Genomic DNA, 16,652 nt, shown 5'->3' with positions numbered 1-16,652 from the left:
TTGAGGCTAATTTTCTAAAAATCAGACTTAAAACGACTTGGCTATGTTCCTGAATATATTTCTCTTTGAGCTGAAATACCGCCTGAAGCGGCCAGCGACCTATATCTATTTCTTTCTCTTCTTTTTGATGGCTTTGCTGTGCGTCTTTGGCGTGAGCGGGGTCTTTGGCGGCACGGTGATCATTGGCGGGGGCAGCAGTGTCTCGGTGAAGGCCAACTCGCCCTACCAGATCAACTGGGTCATCACCATCCTGAGTTGGTTTGGGGTGCTGGTGACCTCGGCCATGATGGGCAATCCCATTTACCGCGATTTCGAGCACAAGACGCATTCGCTGTTCTTTACCACGCCCATCTCCAAGTGGAGCTACCTGGGCGGGCGGTTCTGGGGATCGTTTGTGGTGACGTTGCTGGTGTTTTCGGGGATTGCCTTCGGCTACATCTTCGCCTCGGCGGTGGCGCCGCTGTTCCCTTCGGTGGAGGCGACCAGGTTCGGGCCGTTCAACCTCATGTCCTACGTGCAGCCTTTCTTGCTCATCGTGATCCCGAATTTGCTGCTCACGGGCGCTATCTTCTTCACGCTGGGTACGCTCACCCGCAACATGCTGGCGGTGTACATCGGGAGCGTGCTGGTGCTGGTGCTGTACGGCGTCTCCAGCGCCCTCACCAATGATCTGGACAATGACCTGCTCGCGAACCTGGTGGATCCCTTCGGGGCCTCGGCGGTGTACCAGACCACCCGCTACTGGACGGCGGCCGAGCAGAACACCCTGGTGCTGCCTTTGAGCCAACCCATCATCTGGAACCGATTGCTGTGGGATGGGATCGCCCTGCTTTTGCTGGTTTTCTGTTACTGGCGGTTCAGCTTCTCGTTCTTCTCCTCGGAGGGCAAAGTACGCAAGCTTCGCCGGGAGGAGGCGCCGGGCATCGTGGCCACGGCCCACCGCATCAGCTTGCCCAAGGTAAGCCAGGAGTTCTCGTACGCACGCAGTTTCGGGCAGTTCTGGAAGCTGACCAAGCTGGAGTTCAAAGGCATCGTGCGCAGCGTCTATTTCATCGCCATTGTGGTGGCGGGTATCGTGTTTCTGCTGTCCACGGCCTCCCAGATCGGAAAGATCTATGACACCAACACGTACCCGGTGACCTCAGAGGTGGTCTCCATTCTGGGCGGCACGTTTGCACTGTTCATGCTCATCATCATCACGTTCTACTCCGGGGAGCTGGTGTGGCGCGAGCGTGATGCCCGCATGAACCAGTTGTATGATGCCTTGCCTATTCCTAACTGGGTGCCGTTCACGTCTAAGCTGGTCGCACTCATGGGCATTCAGGTGGTCCTGATGGCGGTGGTGCTGGTGTGCGGCATTGTAATTCAGGCTGCAAAGGGCTACTTCAACTTTGAACTTGGGCTGTATGTGAAAGCCCTGTTCGGGCTACAATTAGTGGATTACCTCTTGATGTGCGCTCTGGCCATGCTGGTGCAGGTGCTGGTGAACAACAAGTACTTGGGGCACTTCATTATGGTGGTGTATTACCTGGCTAACATCTTCAAGGGGCAACTGGGCTTTGAGCACCTGTTGTACTCCTACAGTTCAGATCCGGGCGCGCCGTACTCGGCCATGAACGGCTACGGGCACTTTGTGGGGCCGGTTCTGCTGTTCAAAGTATATTGGGGCGCGTTTGCTATTATTCTGGCCTTGCTGTCTAACCTGCTGTGGGTGCGCGGCACTGAGGCGAACATCAAAGGACGCTTCAAGCTGGCGGCGCTGCAGCTGAACAAATCCACTCTGTTGGTGTTGGCCTCGGCGGCGGCGGTGTTCATTGTCTGCGGCGGCTTCATCTTCTACAACACCAACATCTTGAACGAGTACCGCGACTCAGACGACAACGAGCGTTTACAGGCCGCTTTTGAGAAAACGTACAAGAAATACCAGAACCTGCCGCAGCCCCGCGTAGTGGACGTGTACCTGGAAACCGATTTATACCCCAAAGAGCGCGAGTTCCGCTTCAAAGGCTATTACTGGCTTAAAAACAAAACCAGCGTGGCCATTGACTCGGTGCACCTCATGCTGGACGATAACGCCGTGATCAAGAGACTGGAATTTGCCCGTCCGGCCAAAACCGTGCTGTTTGACAAGACCAATGGCTACCACATCTTCCAACTAGCCCAGCCGCTTCAGCCCGGCGATTCCATCAAGCTGAACATGGATTTGTTGTACCAGACCAAAGGCTTCAAGCAGCGCAGCTACAACACCGGCATTGTCTATAACGGCACGTTCATCAATAGCCAGTTGCTGCCGCATATCGGGTACCAGGAGGCGCTGGAGTTAGGAGACGACGATACTCGCAAGGAAAACGGCCTGAAACCGAAGGAGCGCATGGCCAAAGTCAACGACCTGAAAGCCCGCCAAAACACCTACATCAGCAACGACGCCGACTGGATTACCTTTGAGACGGTGGTGAGCACCGTGCCCGATCAGATTGCCCTGGCGCCTGGGTATTTGCAGAAAGAGTGGACCAAGAACAGTCGCCGCTACTTCCACTACAAAATGGATTCCAAGATCCTGAACTTTTATTCCTTCCTATCCGCAGATTACGAGGTGAAGAAAGACAAGTGGAACGATGTCGCCATTGAGGTCTACTACCAGAAAGGCCACGAGTACAACCTGGATCGCATGATCAAGGGCGTGAAGAAATCGTTGGATTACTACACGGCTAATTTCAGTCCGTACCAGCACCGGCAAGTGCGTATCCTGGAGTTTCCGGGCTACAGTGCCTTTGCGCAGGCGTTCCCCAACACTATCCCGTTCTCCGAGTCCATCGGATTCATTGCCGATGTGGATGACAAAGACCCCGAGGACATCGACTATCCGTTCTACGTGACGGCCCACGAGGTGGCGCACCAGTGGTGGGCGCACCAGGTCATCGGCGGCGATGTGCAGGGTTCCACCCTCATGTCGGAGACCATGAGCCAGTACTCGGCCTTAATGGTGATGAAAAAGGAATACGGCGCCGAGCGGATGAAGAAGTTCCTGAAGTACGAGATGAACAACTACCTCCTGGGCCGGGCTGGCGAGCGCAAAAAAGAACTGCCGCTGGCGTTAGTGGAAAACCAGCAGTACATCCATTACCGCAAAGGATCGGTGGTGATGTACGCCTTAGCGGATTACATCGGCGAAGACAAACTGAACGCGGCCTTGAAAGAGTACGTGCAGAAAGTGGCGTTCCAGCAGGCACCGTACACCAACTCGGTGGAGTTCCTGAGCTACATCCGGAAGGCCACACCAGATTCTTTGCAGTACCTGGTAGATGATATGTTTGAGAACATCACGCTCTACGAAAACAAAGCCACCAAGGCCTCAGCGGTGAAGCAGAAGGATGGATCTTATAAAGTCTCGCTCACCATTGACGCCAAGAAATTCCGCGCCGACAGTTTGGGTAACGAAAGCCCGGCTCAACTGAACGACTTTGTAGATGTGGGGGTGATCACCCGTAAAAAAATTGCCGGTACCTGGCAGGATGTGCCGCTGTATCTGCAGAAGCAACGCATTAAGTCGGGCCAGAACAAGATTGAGGTTATTGTGAAGGAGAAACCCGAGCGCGCGGGAGTAGACCCTCTGAACAAGCTCATTGACCGCAATCCCGATGACAACACCAAGGAGGTGACGGTGAAGTCGTAGAGAAGAAATCCTTTGTAAAAGCAAAAGAGCCCGGCATTACTGCCGGGCTCTTTTGCTTTGATGTCACTGGCGTCTATGAGAAAAAGCTTCTCCATTTCTGCCGAGAATAACACACCCAAAGGCTGCTTTTGGTGAGGTGTGTCTGAATGGCTCAGGAGGGATGGTGAAGACAACCTCCGGTAAGAACAAAAGTGAATTTCCTTGTCCTAAAGATGAGCAAGAATATGGCCGATCCTCATCATGAATACAATCTAAGGTAATTGTTTAAGTAAGTGATGAAAATTATTAGTTATATCTAATTTAGGATGTATTGCTGTGTTCCAGCTTTAAAGCATTGCTTCTTCGGTAAGATGCTGATTTAAAGAAGTATTAAAGTGAATATTAGAATTGTAATAACTATAAGGAGGTAGTTTGTTATCTAAGATTTAAAAGTCTGTGCTTTGAAAAGTATAATTATCATTTGAAAATTGCTATGACAATATGGTTATGTTACTATTGTGATTGCATTATGAGGTATAAAGAGGCCGGTTTCCTCAAAATTGGAGGAAAGTTCCTGAAAAGCAGAAAAAATCTTCATCAAAAAATATGCGTTTAAACGCTTTAAAAGGGGTTTTTACAAAATAATTCATTTTTTAATGTGTTTTTTACCATTAATAGTTGCATGCAACCTCTTTGCCGCTATATATTTGTCACATTCTATTAAACAATTGAAGTATTTCAACCTAGTAATGAGGCCGAAAATTTAGTGGAATGCTGAATGGCTTTTAAGGTAGGATTTAACGCGAAAGGAAAGATGAAACGGGTGAGAGCGATAATATGCATGATGGTTTTGGTAGTGGCTTCTCTGCAAGCATCTGCCTTTGATTTTCCTTCCTCATTGGTCTCCGTTTCTAAAACTAGAATAAAAGAACTGACCCTGCTTATCAGGCAGCAGCCGGGTAATGCGAGGGCTTATGCAGAGCGGGCATCCGCCAGAATGGAAGTGAAAGATGCATACGGTGCCATTAAAGACTATTCCATCGCGCTTGTCTTAGGTGCCGAAGACAGTACCAGCATCCGGGAGGCTAGGGGGAATGCGTTTCTGGAAGTTGGGGCCTATAGAGAAGCCTTGAAAGACTTTGAAGCGGTGCTTACCAACGAAGCCTCTACAGAGTCTTTGTACGGCAGGGCAGTAGCCAGATATTACCTAGACGACCATTTCGGGGCCATCCGCGATCTAGACGAAGTGATTCTGACGGCTCCCACCCATAACAGGGCTCTGTGCAACCGCGGAATCGTGAAGCTGGAGCTGAATAAATTAGAAGAAGCCGTTTCAGACCTGACGCTCTTCCTGACTCATTACCCAGACCATGTAGAAGCTACCTATGCGCTATCGGTGGCAACTAATCGGTTACAGAAGCGTATTGCGAAACGCAGCATGTAAGCACTAAACTTTAAACCGTAATCCTGCACCCTTGAAGGTGCTTATACTTAAAACTAAACTTTTAACAAATTCAAACAAACTCAGACAATCATGAAAAATTCTTTACTTACTCTCGGCTTTTTATTTGTGTTGGTGATGAACGCAGTTGCTCAAAATGGTCCTTCTAACCCCGCGGTGGAGAAGACGAGCAATTCAGTGACGCGCCTTATGGTACAATCCATCGGTTTAAATGAGAGTGAGTACATCACGGTAAAAGCCCTGAACCAGGAGCGCCTGGTGAAAGCTGCCGAAGTCGCTAAAATGTACGGCAGCGATGCCGAGATGCGTGATGCCCGCCTGAAGGAGATTGAAAGCAACTTTGAAAGCGAATTGTTCAAAGTCCTGAACAGCCGCCAGGTAGAAGCCTACTCAGACTTCAAAAACAAGCCAGAAGGAAATTTCTTGTCTATGGTGCAGGAAGTAGCCAAAGCTGGAAAGAACTAAGATAACCCACTTTGCCCATAAAAAAGAGAAGCCCGCTTTCACAGCGGGCTTCTCTTTTTTATGGGTGTTTTTTTTGAAAAAGGCTCTTAAAACCAATGCTGCGTTAAAGTGCCTCAGGCCGGGCTATCGTTTTACTGATCACATCCCATACAACTACGCCCACCGTCACCGAGATGTTGAGCGAGTGCTTCGTCCCGAACTGCGGAATCTCCAGGATGCCATCAGCGGCTCTGATCACCTCATCCTCCACCCCAAAAACCTCATTCCCGAACACAAACGCGTATTTTCCGTCCGCGGCCGGGCTGAAGTCTGACAAAGAGGTACTGCCCTCGGCCTGCTCTACCGCCCAAACCTGATAGCCGCTGCCTTTCAGGCCTTCCACAGCCTCCAGGGTTGACGGCACATGCACCCATTCTACCGATTCTGTGGCGCCCAAGGCGGTTTTATGGATTTCTTTGTTGGGCGGCGTGCCCGTGATGCCGCACAGATAGATCTTCTCCACGGCAAAGGCATCGGCGGTCCTGAAGGCCGAGCCCACATTGTGCAGGCTGCGCACGTTATCCAGCACCAACACCAACGGATTTTTTTGCTTATTTTTGAAGTCCTCCACTGAATCGCGCCGGAGTTCTTCCATGCTCAATTTACGCATAGTTGAAAAGGTAATCGGCCGGGGGCCGGAATGTCCTGCAAAGGTAACACATTGCGGGCATAGGAGTGTTTTTGCCCTACTTTAGGAAAATCAGCCCTAAAACCTGTGCACTAGAAGGAAAGAAGAGAGGAATTCTGTTTTGGAGCCGTTTTCCAGAAAACAGACCAAAAACAAGGCCTCCATACAAAAGGAGGGTGCAGATACTGATTCCTGATCAGCACATCGGCACATTAAAAAAATAGCACATTAGAACGCTTTGGCTAAGACAACCGCAGAGTTCAGCGCTACGCCGCTGATGAAACAATATAACGCCATTAAGGCGAAACACCCCGGGGCGCTGCTGCTGTTCAGGGTAGGGGACTTTTACGAGACCTTTGGCGAAGACGCCATCAAGGCCAGTAAGATCCTGGGCATCATGCTCACCAAGCGAGGCAACGGATCCGCGTCTGAGACCGCTTTGGCAGGATTTCCGTACCACTCGCTGGATACGTACCTGCCCAAACTGGTTCGTGCCGGCCAGCGGGTGGCCATCTGTGACCAGCTGGAAGACCCCAAGACGGTGAAAGGCATTGTGAAGCGAGGCGTGACCGAGTTGGTGACGCCCGGCGTGTCGTTCAACGACCAGGTGCTGGAGCAGAAACGCAACAATTATCTGGCTTCGCTGCATTTTGGGAAAGGCCAGATGGGGATTGCCTTGCTGGATGCTTCTACCGGCGAGTTCCTGCTGGCCCAGGGCGATGAAGGGTACATGGCCAAACTGCTGCAGAACTTCAGTCCGGCCGAGGTGCTTTTCTGCAAAGGCAAAAAAGAATCGTTCTTCCAGACCTTCGGGTCAGATATTTGCCATTTTGCCCTGGATGAATGGGTGTATAACTATGATTTCGCGCTGGAAGGTCTCACTAAGCAGTTCAACACCGCTTCCCTGAAAGGTTTCGGGGTAGAGAACCTGACCGAAGGCATCACTGCTGCCGGAGCCATCCTGCACTACCTGGCCGAAACCCAGCACCATGACTTGCGCCACATCACGGCCCTTGGCCGATTAGAAGAAGATAAATACGTTTGGCTGGATCGTTTCACGGTGCGTAACCTGGAACTGATCTACCCCCAACACCCCGAGGGCGTACCCCTGATTGACGTGCTGGACCATACCATCACACCCATGGGCGGACGCCTGCTCCGTAAGTGGCTGGTGTTGCCCCTCAAGGATTCGGCCCAGATCAAACGCCGGCTAGATACTGTAGAGGCATTACAAGCCCGTCCGGACCTGTTGCAGGACATCCACCATTACCTCAAGCAGATCAATGACCTGGAGCGCCTGATTTCCAAGGTGGCCGTGCGCCGGATAAACCCCCGGGAACTGCTGCAACTGGCGCGGGCACTTGAGGCCACCCTGCCCATCAAAGAGCTGTTGGCGGTGAGTGGTGTGCCCGCCTTGCAGAAACTGTCAGACCAACTGCTGCCTTGCGAATCCATCCGGGACGAAATCCAGAAAACGCTCAAGCCAGATGCGCCCATGCTCACGAACCAGGGCAACATGGTGCAGACCGGCATTGACCAGGAGCTGGATGAACTACGGGCCATTGCTTTCTCGGGTAAAGATTATCTCTTGCAGATTCAGCAGCGCGAGATTCAGAACACAGGTATCTCGTCGCTGAAAATTGCCTTCAATAAGGTGTTTGGCTACTATTTGGAGGTGACGCACGCGCACAAAGATAAAGTACCCAGCTCCTGGATGCGGAAGCAGACCTTAGTGAACGCCGAGCGATACATCACCGAGGAACTGAAAACCTACGAGGAGAAAATCCTTCACGCCGAAGACCGTCTTTACGTGATTGAGCAGCGCATCTTCAACGAACTGGTGCTAAGTGCCGCCGAGTTTGTGCCCCAGATCCAGCAAAACGCCAAAGCGCTGGGCATGCTGGATTGCCTGGCCAACTTCGCACAGCTAGCTACCCAGAACAACTACGTAAAGCCCGAGGTGAACGATAGCACTCTCCTGAACATCACCCAAGGCCGTCATCCGGTGATTGAGAAACAGCTACCCTTGGGAGAACGCTATGTGCCCAATGACATCCGGTTGGACAACGAGGACCAGCAGGTGATCATCATCACGGGACCTAACATGGCGGGTAAAAGCGCGCTGTTGCGGCAAACCGCTTTGATTGTGCTCATGGCGCAGATCGGCTCCTTCGTGCCCGCCGAGGCGGCGCAGATCGGGGTGATTGATAAAATCTTCACCCGGGTAGGTGCTTCAGACAACCTGAGCCGGGGCGAGAGTACGTTCATGGTGGAAATGACCGAAACAGCGAGTATCCTGAACAACCTCTCGGACCGTAGCCTGGTGCTCATGGACGAAATCGGGCGCGGGACCAGCACCTATGACGGTATTTCCATCGCCTGGGCTATTGTGGAACACCTGCACAACGCACCCAAGGGAAGGGCCAAAACGCTTTTCGCCACGCACTACCATGAACTGAACCAACTTACTGAGGATTTTCCCCGTGTGCGCAACTACAACGTGAGCGTGAAGGAAAGTAACGGCAAGATCCTGTTCATGCGCAAACTGGTGGAAGGCGGCAGTGCCCACAGTTTCGGGATTCAGGTGGCGCAGATGGCGGGTATGCCCAACAGCGTTGTGATTCGAGCCAACGAAATCATGCACCACCTGGAGCAGGAGAAGATCGCGCATCCGCACCAAGACCCACAGGAAACCCTGAAAACTTTACCCAAGCAACCGTACCAGCTCAGCATGTTTGAGCTCAACGACCCACAGTTGGTGCGTATCAAAGAGATGTTTGAGAAACTTGACATCAATACCATCACCCCGGTAGAAGCGCTCCTGAAACTGAATGAACTGAAAATGCTGGTTGACGGCAAAAAGGAGAAAGTGTAATAGGGAAGTTCTGAGTCTTGGGATTTGAGTCCGGAGTTAAAGTCTGCTTGAAATCCGTTTAGGGGCTTATTTGTCTAAACCAGCCCCTAAACGGATTCTTCTTTACTATGCGGGTTGGCGGAATTTCATGGTAAGACTTAGGCGCAGCTTCTCAGTTCCTGAGTCTTTCAGCGTAATCAAGAAACGCAATGGTTTATGATCTCTTCGAAGAGCTTACGGGAAAACGGGCCTGGGCAACAAGGTGAGAGGCAAAAAAGGGAATGAGGGCTGTTCTTTTCCTGCTTTCTGCTTCAATTCGTCCAGCGGAAGCAGTGCTCTTTCGGAATTGTTTTCCAGAAAATGGCCTTGAAATGAAAAGAGAGCCTTTTCTTTGAAAAATTTTCTCCCTGATTCTCAGAAAGATTACCTATCAGGAAAGATTTTTTTTAAGCCATTACTTGACTTCGTGATTTTTGTGCTTACCTTTGTATCACTAATTCAAACAGCGAATTAGAAAACGCGAAAGTAGCTCAGTTGGTAGAGCGCGACCTTGCCAAGGTCGAGGTCGCGGGTTCGAACCCCGTCTTTCGCTCAAAGATAAAAGACGTTACCTCGGTAACGTCTTTTCTTTATCTGCCTATTTCATTTCCCTCGGGAGGTGAGGTCGCCGGGATGGTGGAACTGGTAGACACGCAAGACTTAAAATCTTGTGACCATTAGGTCGTGCGGGTTCGATTCCCGCTCCTGGTACTTAAGTAAAAACAAAAGCCCTTGTGAATTAGTATTCACAAGGGCTTTTGTTTTTACAGTCCTTCCGTATTTATGTTTTCGGAAAGGTTTCCTTAAACCAACTAGGGCTATCTGTTTAGAAAGGGCCAATAAACCCAAGTACTTCTTCTGCTATTTCAAAACTGTACTTCCAGAACAGGATCAATCGCTTTCTGAGGTTTTTGTTCTGGAGGGGTTGTCTGGCGGAGGATACTTCTGGCTAGCAAAGTAATAGCAATTGTCCAGAGGAGTAGGCCAAGATAGAGTTTCAGTTCAATCTTGTCAGTGGGGGATAGGTAAGAAGCCGATGGGTTTACGATAAAGGCTTCCTTCGCTCTCATCAGAAACAATACCAGAATGGTGGCCGCCGCTAAGGCTTTCACATAAAGACGGGTAAAGGCGATGGTGAACCTCTCGTATAGCCAGGTGAAGTCTGTAAAGGCCAGGTACACCATGCTATTGGCCATAAAAGGGATGTTGAGCAGGAAGGTATTGGTAACGTGGAAAATGCAGGCAACTAACAACCAGAGTCGCCAGGCTTTTCGGGAGTGTAGGAGAAAAAAGAGAGGAGACAACTCAAAAACCACGGCGGTATAGTCAAAAATTTCCAGTAATGCGGGCGGAAAATAATTGACATAGCGAGCCAGTAAGTAATGCCGGTCAAGGGTGTAATACCCGTCCCTAAACCATCCCATAAAGCCATTTTGGGTAGGGTCAAGGTCAAGCCAACTGATCGCTTTTTCAAATCCTGCCGAAAACATGGCAAAGCAAAGTAAGATGCTGAGCAAAGACAGGCTTTTGGAAGGAGAATCTACCCTCGATTCTTTGTCTGGCCAAAGCGCTAAGTGTTTCCCCCAGCCCGAAAAAGCCATGCAAAGCAGCAAAGCATAAATCAGGATAGAATGGTCTATTTTCCCGAAGGAGAAGTTGAAATTTAAACCCACCAAACACGCGGCTAGGAAAACCAACGTGGAGGCTCTTGCCTTTATCCCCAAGATGACGCAAACCAGACTAAGCAGCACAATGCCATCCAGGACATAAAAGAAGGAATGACCGGGAAACCCATCAAAAAGGGTAGCCAGGCTAAACAGGGGCGGGGTAAAAAGAGCTTGTGGGGCTGCTGCTATCCAACTGAAATTAGGTACATACCCGGCCAGCAGGAAAAAGCCTACTACAATCCGGAAGGCGCTCAAGGATTTTACATTTTCAGGAGTGGTAGACCGGCAGATTCTTTCCCAAAAAAGCGCGTTTACTTTATTGATCCAGGCGTAGAGTGTTTGCATAGATAACAGTTTCGTTAAGTTTCAGGCCATCGGGGATAGAAATGATTTCTTCGGTTTGCACAACCTTAAGCAGCGGCCCATCCAGGTTCTGTTCCTTTAACTTTCCTCTGAGCCATGCCTTTACCTCCTTTTGGTCTTGTTCAGCCACGTCTTTGGCCCACAAAGTGCTAAGTTTGGCGGCTAGATGAGATTGAATTCCGGGCCTGATGGCTCCGGCATTCTCTTTCAGGCCGAATTCCTTGGACAAAATGGGGCTGAGGTATTGGATAGGGATTGGATGAAGCAGACGCACGTTATCTACGGTGCGCCAGTTCCCGGTTGTGTTCCTGGCAAACAAGGTGGTGATCCTTACCTTGGTTTCATGTTTGTTTACATCAACTTTGCCAGAACCAGAGGGGAGCATTACCGCCGGATAAGGTTCTAAAGCAATGCCATATTTTGCCCGAAGGAAATAAGGGACAAGAAGGATGGCTAAGAGAGCAATAGTGAATCTTAAGGAGAACATACAAGTATCTCATCTTATAAGATTGGTATTCTGACGCCGCAGGAAGTGTGAAACAATTCACAAGGAAGCAAAGGACCTTGTAAATGAAGGAAGCGCATGAGGTAATGGACTGGTTTAAGCAAAGGATTGACCTCTGTCTTTGTCTGTTGGGCTCCTAAAGGGGCCGAAAGGTATGGATCTGAAGTTTTTTCATAGCAAGCAGGATTTAGGCTCAGGATAGAATCTGATAGAAAGAACCCAGTAGTATTTTTTGCTTTGAATTATATTGAATCAAGAAGCTTACTCTGTAATATTCAGGATTTGTGTAAGGGTTTTAGGATTGATTATGCGTAAACTTAAATAAAATGTTTTATAAATTCAATTTTAAGTTAAAAAGTTGAAAAACCTCCCAAAAAAATATAAGTTGTAACCTTCTTATTGTAAGGTAAATAGAAAATAAAACATGAGTTTGTCTTGAAATTACAATCCAATAAAGCCAATTAAGGGCTGTTTCTGAGAATCTGCTATAAATGGTGCTAAATAGTATGTACCTTGTATGTTGTGAAAGGTTTAATTGTACTATATATAGATGTTGAAAGATGCTTTTTTCCGGGAGTGAGGAAGCCAAGGCACAAGGAAAGGCTTGAAGATGAAGTAGAGCTAGTTTTTCTTGTAGAAGTAAAGATTCACGGCTGAGGCCAAGCCTTTCTCGCTTAAGGTAAAGTACCCAGAATCTGCCGCCGCGAAAGTTACGGCCTCTCCCTGGGGTTCAATGGAATAAGGCCAGGTCTCAAAATCCTTTAAAAGGTACTCTTCCAGAGGCTCATTTGCTTTTTGGTTGTAATGATAAAGTGCGCCATACGTCTTAACAAGGGCTTCTTTACCGTTAGGAGCAAGGGTTGCACTGACCACATACGAATAAGGGAGGTTGCCCACCAGTTTAGCCGAATTGAGTGAAGTAGAGGAGAAAGGGTGCGTTATTTTGTAGATTCTGGAGAGCGTATCTGTCTTGGTAAAAAGGAGAATATCTTTCGTTTTGGGATCGATGAGAAAAGCCTCAGCGTCATGCGACCCGTCTGGATATTGGAACCGGATAACAGAGACATTCTGAACGGTATCCGTAGCACGGGAGGGTTCCGGGAAATGGTAGATAAAGTATTCCTTAACGGTTCTGTTATTGTCTCCTATGTCAGCGAGGTATACCTGGCCATCGTGCAACGCCATGTCTTCCCAATCGCGGTTTCGGGCCCCTTTTATGAAAACCTTCTTTGAAACGGTGCCGTCATGTTTTAGCAGATACAATTGAGCAGGATTTCCACTGTCTTCCTGTACCCAAAGGTGTCCGGGTATCGTCTTGCTGTCGGCAATGCCGGATGCTTCCGAGATGAGCGGTACAACAGGTTTCTTCACCGGAGCTACCTCCTGGGTAAGATCCGGAGTGATGGTTTCCTCGGTCTTGCCGCAGCCCGCTAATCCCAGTAGTAAGGAGAAGAAGAAATCAAGAAAGAGGAATGTTTTCATGGGAAAGCCTTTGTGGGTAAAAACAAAGAATACCTGCACGGAATCAGCCTCAGGGGAGTTTCGTTTTAAGCCTGAATTTTTGAAATGAGGTGGAAAACCGCTTTATGCTTAGATTTTCCGGGGCAGTTAATAGCAGTGCTTGGGTTGGTAAGTTAAAGCAGATTATCTGAAATCCAATAAACTATAAGAATGATATCAATCTCCACGGTAAGATCTGTGCTACAAGAACGCAGAAAATTGCTTGCCCATACAAGGTTACTTGCCATTATTAAGTAGTAAGTCAAGGGCTTTCCTGTTCTATTCCCTCGCTTGCTCTAAAACAGGGTTGCCAGGCAGTGAGGGTTTTCAGGCCCTTTTTAGAAATAAAGCCTGAAAACAGTCCTACGTTAATAGGCGGCAAGTCAATGTAAGAAGGAATCAGGCGTGTGCTTCGCCAAATTCAATGGAGAATTCGGTGCCCTGGTTCACTTGGCTTTGAACATGTATTCTGCCTCCTAGGGCTTCTACCTGGGTTTTTACCATGAAGAGGCCCATCCCTTTTCCATCGGTATGGAAATGGAAGCGCTTGTAGAGGCCAAAGATCTTGTTCTGGTGTGCTTTCAGGTCAATGCCCAAGCCGTTGTCACGGAAGGTGATGATGCTTTTGCCGTCTTTTTGATGGGCCTGAATCTCGATGGCGGGTACCTGGTGGGCTTGCCTGTACTTAATGCTGTTGGAGATCAGGTTGGTGAAAATGCTGTGTAAATAACTTTTAATGGTGTAGATCTGGTCCAGGTCAGAAAAGTCCGTCCGGATGGTCACGTTTTCCTTGGCCAGTAAGCCCGAGGTCATGGACTTGATGTCCTCTACCAGTTGCTGTAAGTCCACCTGTTCCTTCCGCTCGTTAACCTCCCGCCTGATCTGCAGGACATTGTTCAAGTCATTGATGACGTTGTCCAGCTTGTCTACCGAGATCTTAAGCCCCTGCATGGACTTCTCAAAAAGGGGTGTTTCTGGGGAAACAGTCTTTAAAAGGTCAGAAAGCCCGATGATGTTGGCCACCGGGGCCCGAAGGTTATGCGATACGATGTAGGCGAACTGCTCCAGGTCTTTGTTGCGCTGGAGCAGGTCTGAGGTGATGCGCTCTTTCTCCAACTGAGCCAGCCGTTCTTTGGTGATATCGTGGGTGATGCCCATAAGCTGGTGGGTGTCCCCTTTGGAATCTGGCTTTACCTTGTACTCATTGAGCAGATACCTGATGCTGCCGTCTTCGCGAACCACCCGGCAGGGGAATTGACAAGATCCCTCAAGCGAGAGAAAAGGAGTCTGCACCAGCTCTTCTACCTCGGCTTTGTCTTCTGGGTGCACAAAAGAAAGGAAAGAGGCCAGGCCAGCCTTAGTTTGGGCGGGAGTAGTGCCTAAGATCTGGTACATCTCGTCAGACCATAGTCCCTCCAGCGTGTTATGGTCATAATCCCAGCTTCCCAGGTGAGAAAGGGCCTGGGCTTCCTTAAGGCTGGTGGAGCTTTTCTCCAGTTCCTCAAAAGCCCGTAGCAGTGCGGCTTCGGTGTCTTTCTTGGGGGTAATGTCCCACCGGATGGACAGGCACTGGTGCGGAACCCCGGAAGCGTCCAGAATAGGCACAATGGTGGTCTCGGTCCAGTAGTAAGTGCCGTTTTTCGATTTGGTTTTGAGCTCGCCTTTCCAGATTCTGCCGCTGGCAAGGGTGCGCTCCATCTCTTCAAAGAAAGCCTCTGAATGGTAACCGGCATCGGTGATGCGGTAGTGCTGGCCTATCAGTTCCTCTCGGGTGTAGCCGGAGATAGCGCAGCAGTTGTCGTTAGCGTACAGAAAAATGCCGGCCGTATTCGTGATCGTGACAATGGCAGACTGGTCCAGCGCGTATTTGTAGTCTGAGATTTCCTTGATCCGCTCGGCCACGCTCTTTTTCAGGGAGATGTTGAGGTTCTTGACCAGGTCGTCTGCCTCTTTCTTTTCGGTGATGTCTACCAGGGCCGTGACCAGGCATTCCTTTCCGTCCAGTTTCACCAGGTCGGCGTGGGTGGAGATATGGCGCATTTCCCCGTTTTTGGTTCGGGCTTCCATCTCCAGAGACCTGAGGGCGCCTTTCTCCCGCAGTTGCCTGATCAGAGAGGAACGGTCCTCAGGGTTTTTCCAAAGGTTCAGATCCATGCTGGTTTTGCCAATCAACTCTTCTTTCTCATAGCCGAAGAACTGTGAGTAGTTGTCATTGACTTCCATGTAAATACCGGTATCAGCCTCTGAGATGGATTTCATGACAGGGCTCTTGTAGAAAATCTGAGAGAAGAGGGCTTCATTCTCCTTTAGCTTTTTCTCTGCCAACTTCCGGTCTGTGATGTCTTCAAAGGCCAGCACAAAACATTTTTTGTTGTTCAGGAAAACCTGCTCAATGTTGTACACCACGTTTCTGAGGCCGCCTTCCCCTGTTTTCAGCTGGGTCTCCATGCCTGCCACTTTCTGGTCGCGCTTAAGTTGGTCAAACAAGCGCTGCCGGAAGGTGGAGTCCACAAAGATATCCAGGTCTTCTGCCTTCTTTCCGATGACCTGCTCGCGGGAATGGCCAAAAAACTGAAGGGCCATCTCATTGGCGTCCAAAATTTTTCCGGAGGAAGCCTCTACCAATGACAGCATAATGGGGCTTTTGTAGAAAAGACCCGAAAAGAGCTGTTCTTTTTCCTTCAGGATTTTTGCCGCCTTGGCTCTGTTGGCCAGGTTGCGGTTGATAAACAGGTAGGTAGTGCTGAAAAAGAAGAACATGAACGCAGAGAAGGCCAAAAAAGTGGAAAACATCTGCTCAGACTTAACGGCAGATTCCTCATCGGCGAAATGGAGTTTGCCTCTCTCTTTTTCCTCCACCTGGTGCACCAGCAACCGGATGGAAGCCAATTGGTTTTTCAGTTGCTCGCTTGCCTGGAGCCGAGCAGCGGGAGCGGCGTTAATCTTTCCTATGTTAGTTGCCGCAACCTTGGAGAAAGCTTCTATTTTGGCCGATAATTCCTTTAGTTGACTTTTTTCCTGTGTGTCTGTTACCCCGGCTTGTTGCAGGTCCCTGAGGTGTTGCGGGTAGTGCGGCAAAGCCGATTGGTATTGGAGAAAGGACGCTCGTTGGCCGGTGGATAGATAAGAAGAAGCGCCCTCTTCCATATCCTGGAGGCTGCCGTAAAGTCCTTCAATGGATTTCAAAGCCCGCAAAGAGACTTTCTCCTGCTGGTCAATGGCCGCGGTCTCCTGAAGATTGAAGTAAACCATGGCCGTGAAGAAAACCAGACTCAGAAAAGCGGCAAGAAAAACTCCGAACAGGGTGCGTTGAATAGGCATGGCCGAGAAGCAAATAGGAATTTAATATAGGATAAAATAGAATAAGAGAAGGCGATTTGAATAATTATATTTCTATTCTATCCTGAATAGGTAAAGGCAAAGGTTGTACTTTAATTGAATTATTATCTGGTATAGCCTGGTTTTGGTTAAAGCTAGC

At 49.4% G+C, this 16,652-nt stretch carries 9 protein-coding genes and 2 tRNA genes; 6 read left to right on the top strand and 5 right to left on the bottom strand.

Translation table 11 applies throughout. The annotated features are described in order from the left end of the window. The first annotated feature begins 43 nt into the window (after positions 1–43). From EFB08_RS15735 to EFB08_RS15725, 3 genes are all read left to right on the top strand, one after another. Positions 44–3,673, top strand: coding sequence for a M1 family aminopeptidase (locus tag EFB08_RS15735; RefSeq protein ID WP_123127873.1), 3,630 nt, complete (start codon positions 44–46; stop codon positions 3,671–3,673). A 793-nt stretch (positions 3,674–4,466) separates the two neighbouring features. After that, on the top strand, positions 4,467–5,096 hold the full coding sequence (locus EFB08_RS15730; RefSeq protein ID WP_165864917.1) for a tetratricopeptide repeat protein: 630 nt from the start codon (positions 4,467–4,469) through the stop codon (positions 5,094–5,096). Between the two features lie 90 nt (positions 5,097–5,186). Beyond that, the gene (locus tag EFB08_RS15725) at positions 5,187–5,579 is read left to right on the top strand and encodes a hypothetical protein (RefSeq protein ID WP_123127871.1); all 393 of its coding nucleotides are present in this window, start codon (positions 5,187–5,189) and stop codon (positions 5,577–5,579) included. Positions 5,580–5,682: 103 nt separating this feature from the next. Here EFB08_RS15725 and EFB08_RS15720 read toward each other — a convergent pair whose 3' ends face one another. Beyond that, positions 5,683–6,228 (bottom strand): RNA methyltransferase, encoded by a 546-nt coding sequence (locus tag EFB08_RS15720; RefSeq protein ID WP_123127870.1) that lies wholly within the window; start codon positions 6,226–6,228, stop codon positions 5,683–5,685. 295 nt (positions 6,229–6,523) lie between these two features. Between EFB08_RS15720 and mutS the strand changes: the two genes are divergently transcribed. The 3 genes from mutS to EFB08_RS15705 all read left to right on the top strand — a co-directional run bounded on the left by mutS (position 6,524) and on the right by EFB08_RS15705 (position 9,850). Continuing rightward, positions 6,524–9,121, top strand: a complete 2,598-nt coding sequence (gene mutS, locus EFB08_RS15715; protein ID WP_123127986.1) for a DNA mismatch repair protein MutS — start codon at positions 6,524–6,526, stop codon at positions 9,119–9,121. A gap of 498 nt (positions 9,122–9,619) precedes the next feature. Beyond that, a tRNA-Gly gene (locus EFB08_RS15710) sits at positions 9,620–9,692 on the top strand. 74 nt (positions 9,693–9,766) lie between these two features. Beyond that, a tRNA-Leu gene (locus EFB08_RS15705) sits at positions 9,767–9,850 on the top strand. A 155-nt stretch (positions 9,851–10,005) separates the two neighbouring features. Here EFB08_RS15705 and EFB08_RS15700 read toward each other — a convergent pair. The 4 genes from EFB08_RS15700 to EFB08_RS15685 form a co-directional block, all read right to left on the bottom strand. Beyond that, on the bottom strand, positions 10,006–11,151 hold the full coding sequence (locus tag EFB08_RS15700; protein WP_123127869.1) for a hypothetical protein: 1,146 nt from the start codon (positions 11,149–11,151) through the stop codon (positions 10,006–10,008). Beyond that, positions 11,123–11,554 carry a hypothetical protein gene (locus EFB08_RS15695; RefSeq protein ID WP_125077755.1) on the bottom strand — a complete coding sequence of 144 codons (432 nt, stop codon included), beginning with the start codon at positions 11,552–11,554 and terminating at the stop codon, positions 11,123–11,125. Before EFB08_RS15695 ends, EFB08_RS15700 begins: the two co-directional genes overlap by 29 nt. Before the next feature lie 741 nt (positions 11,555–12,295). Then, positions 12,296–13,156: a hypothetical protein gene (locus EFB08_RS15690; RefSeq protein ID WP_125077754.1), complete on the bottom strand. Its 861-nt coding sequence runs from the start codon at positions 13,154–13,156 to the stop codon at positions 12,296–12,298. Positions 13,157–13,573: 417 nt separating this feature from the next. Continuing rightward, positions 13,574–16,495 (bottom strand): PAS domain S-box protein, encoded by a 2,922-nt coding sequence (locus tag EFB08_RS15685; protein ID WP_123127866.1) that lies wholly within the window; start codon positions 16,493–16,495, stop codon positions 13,574–13,576. Between the last annotated feature and the right edge of the window lie 157 nt (positions 16,496–16,652).

The organism is Rufibacter latericius (assembly GCF_003721515.1).
Classification (GTDB): domain Bacteria; phylum Bacteroidota; class Bacteroidia; order Cytophagales; family Hymenobacteraceae; genus Nibribacter; species Nibribacter latericius.
This window is presented reverse-complemented; position numbering and strand designations above follow the sequence as displayed.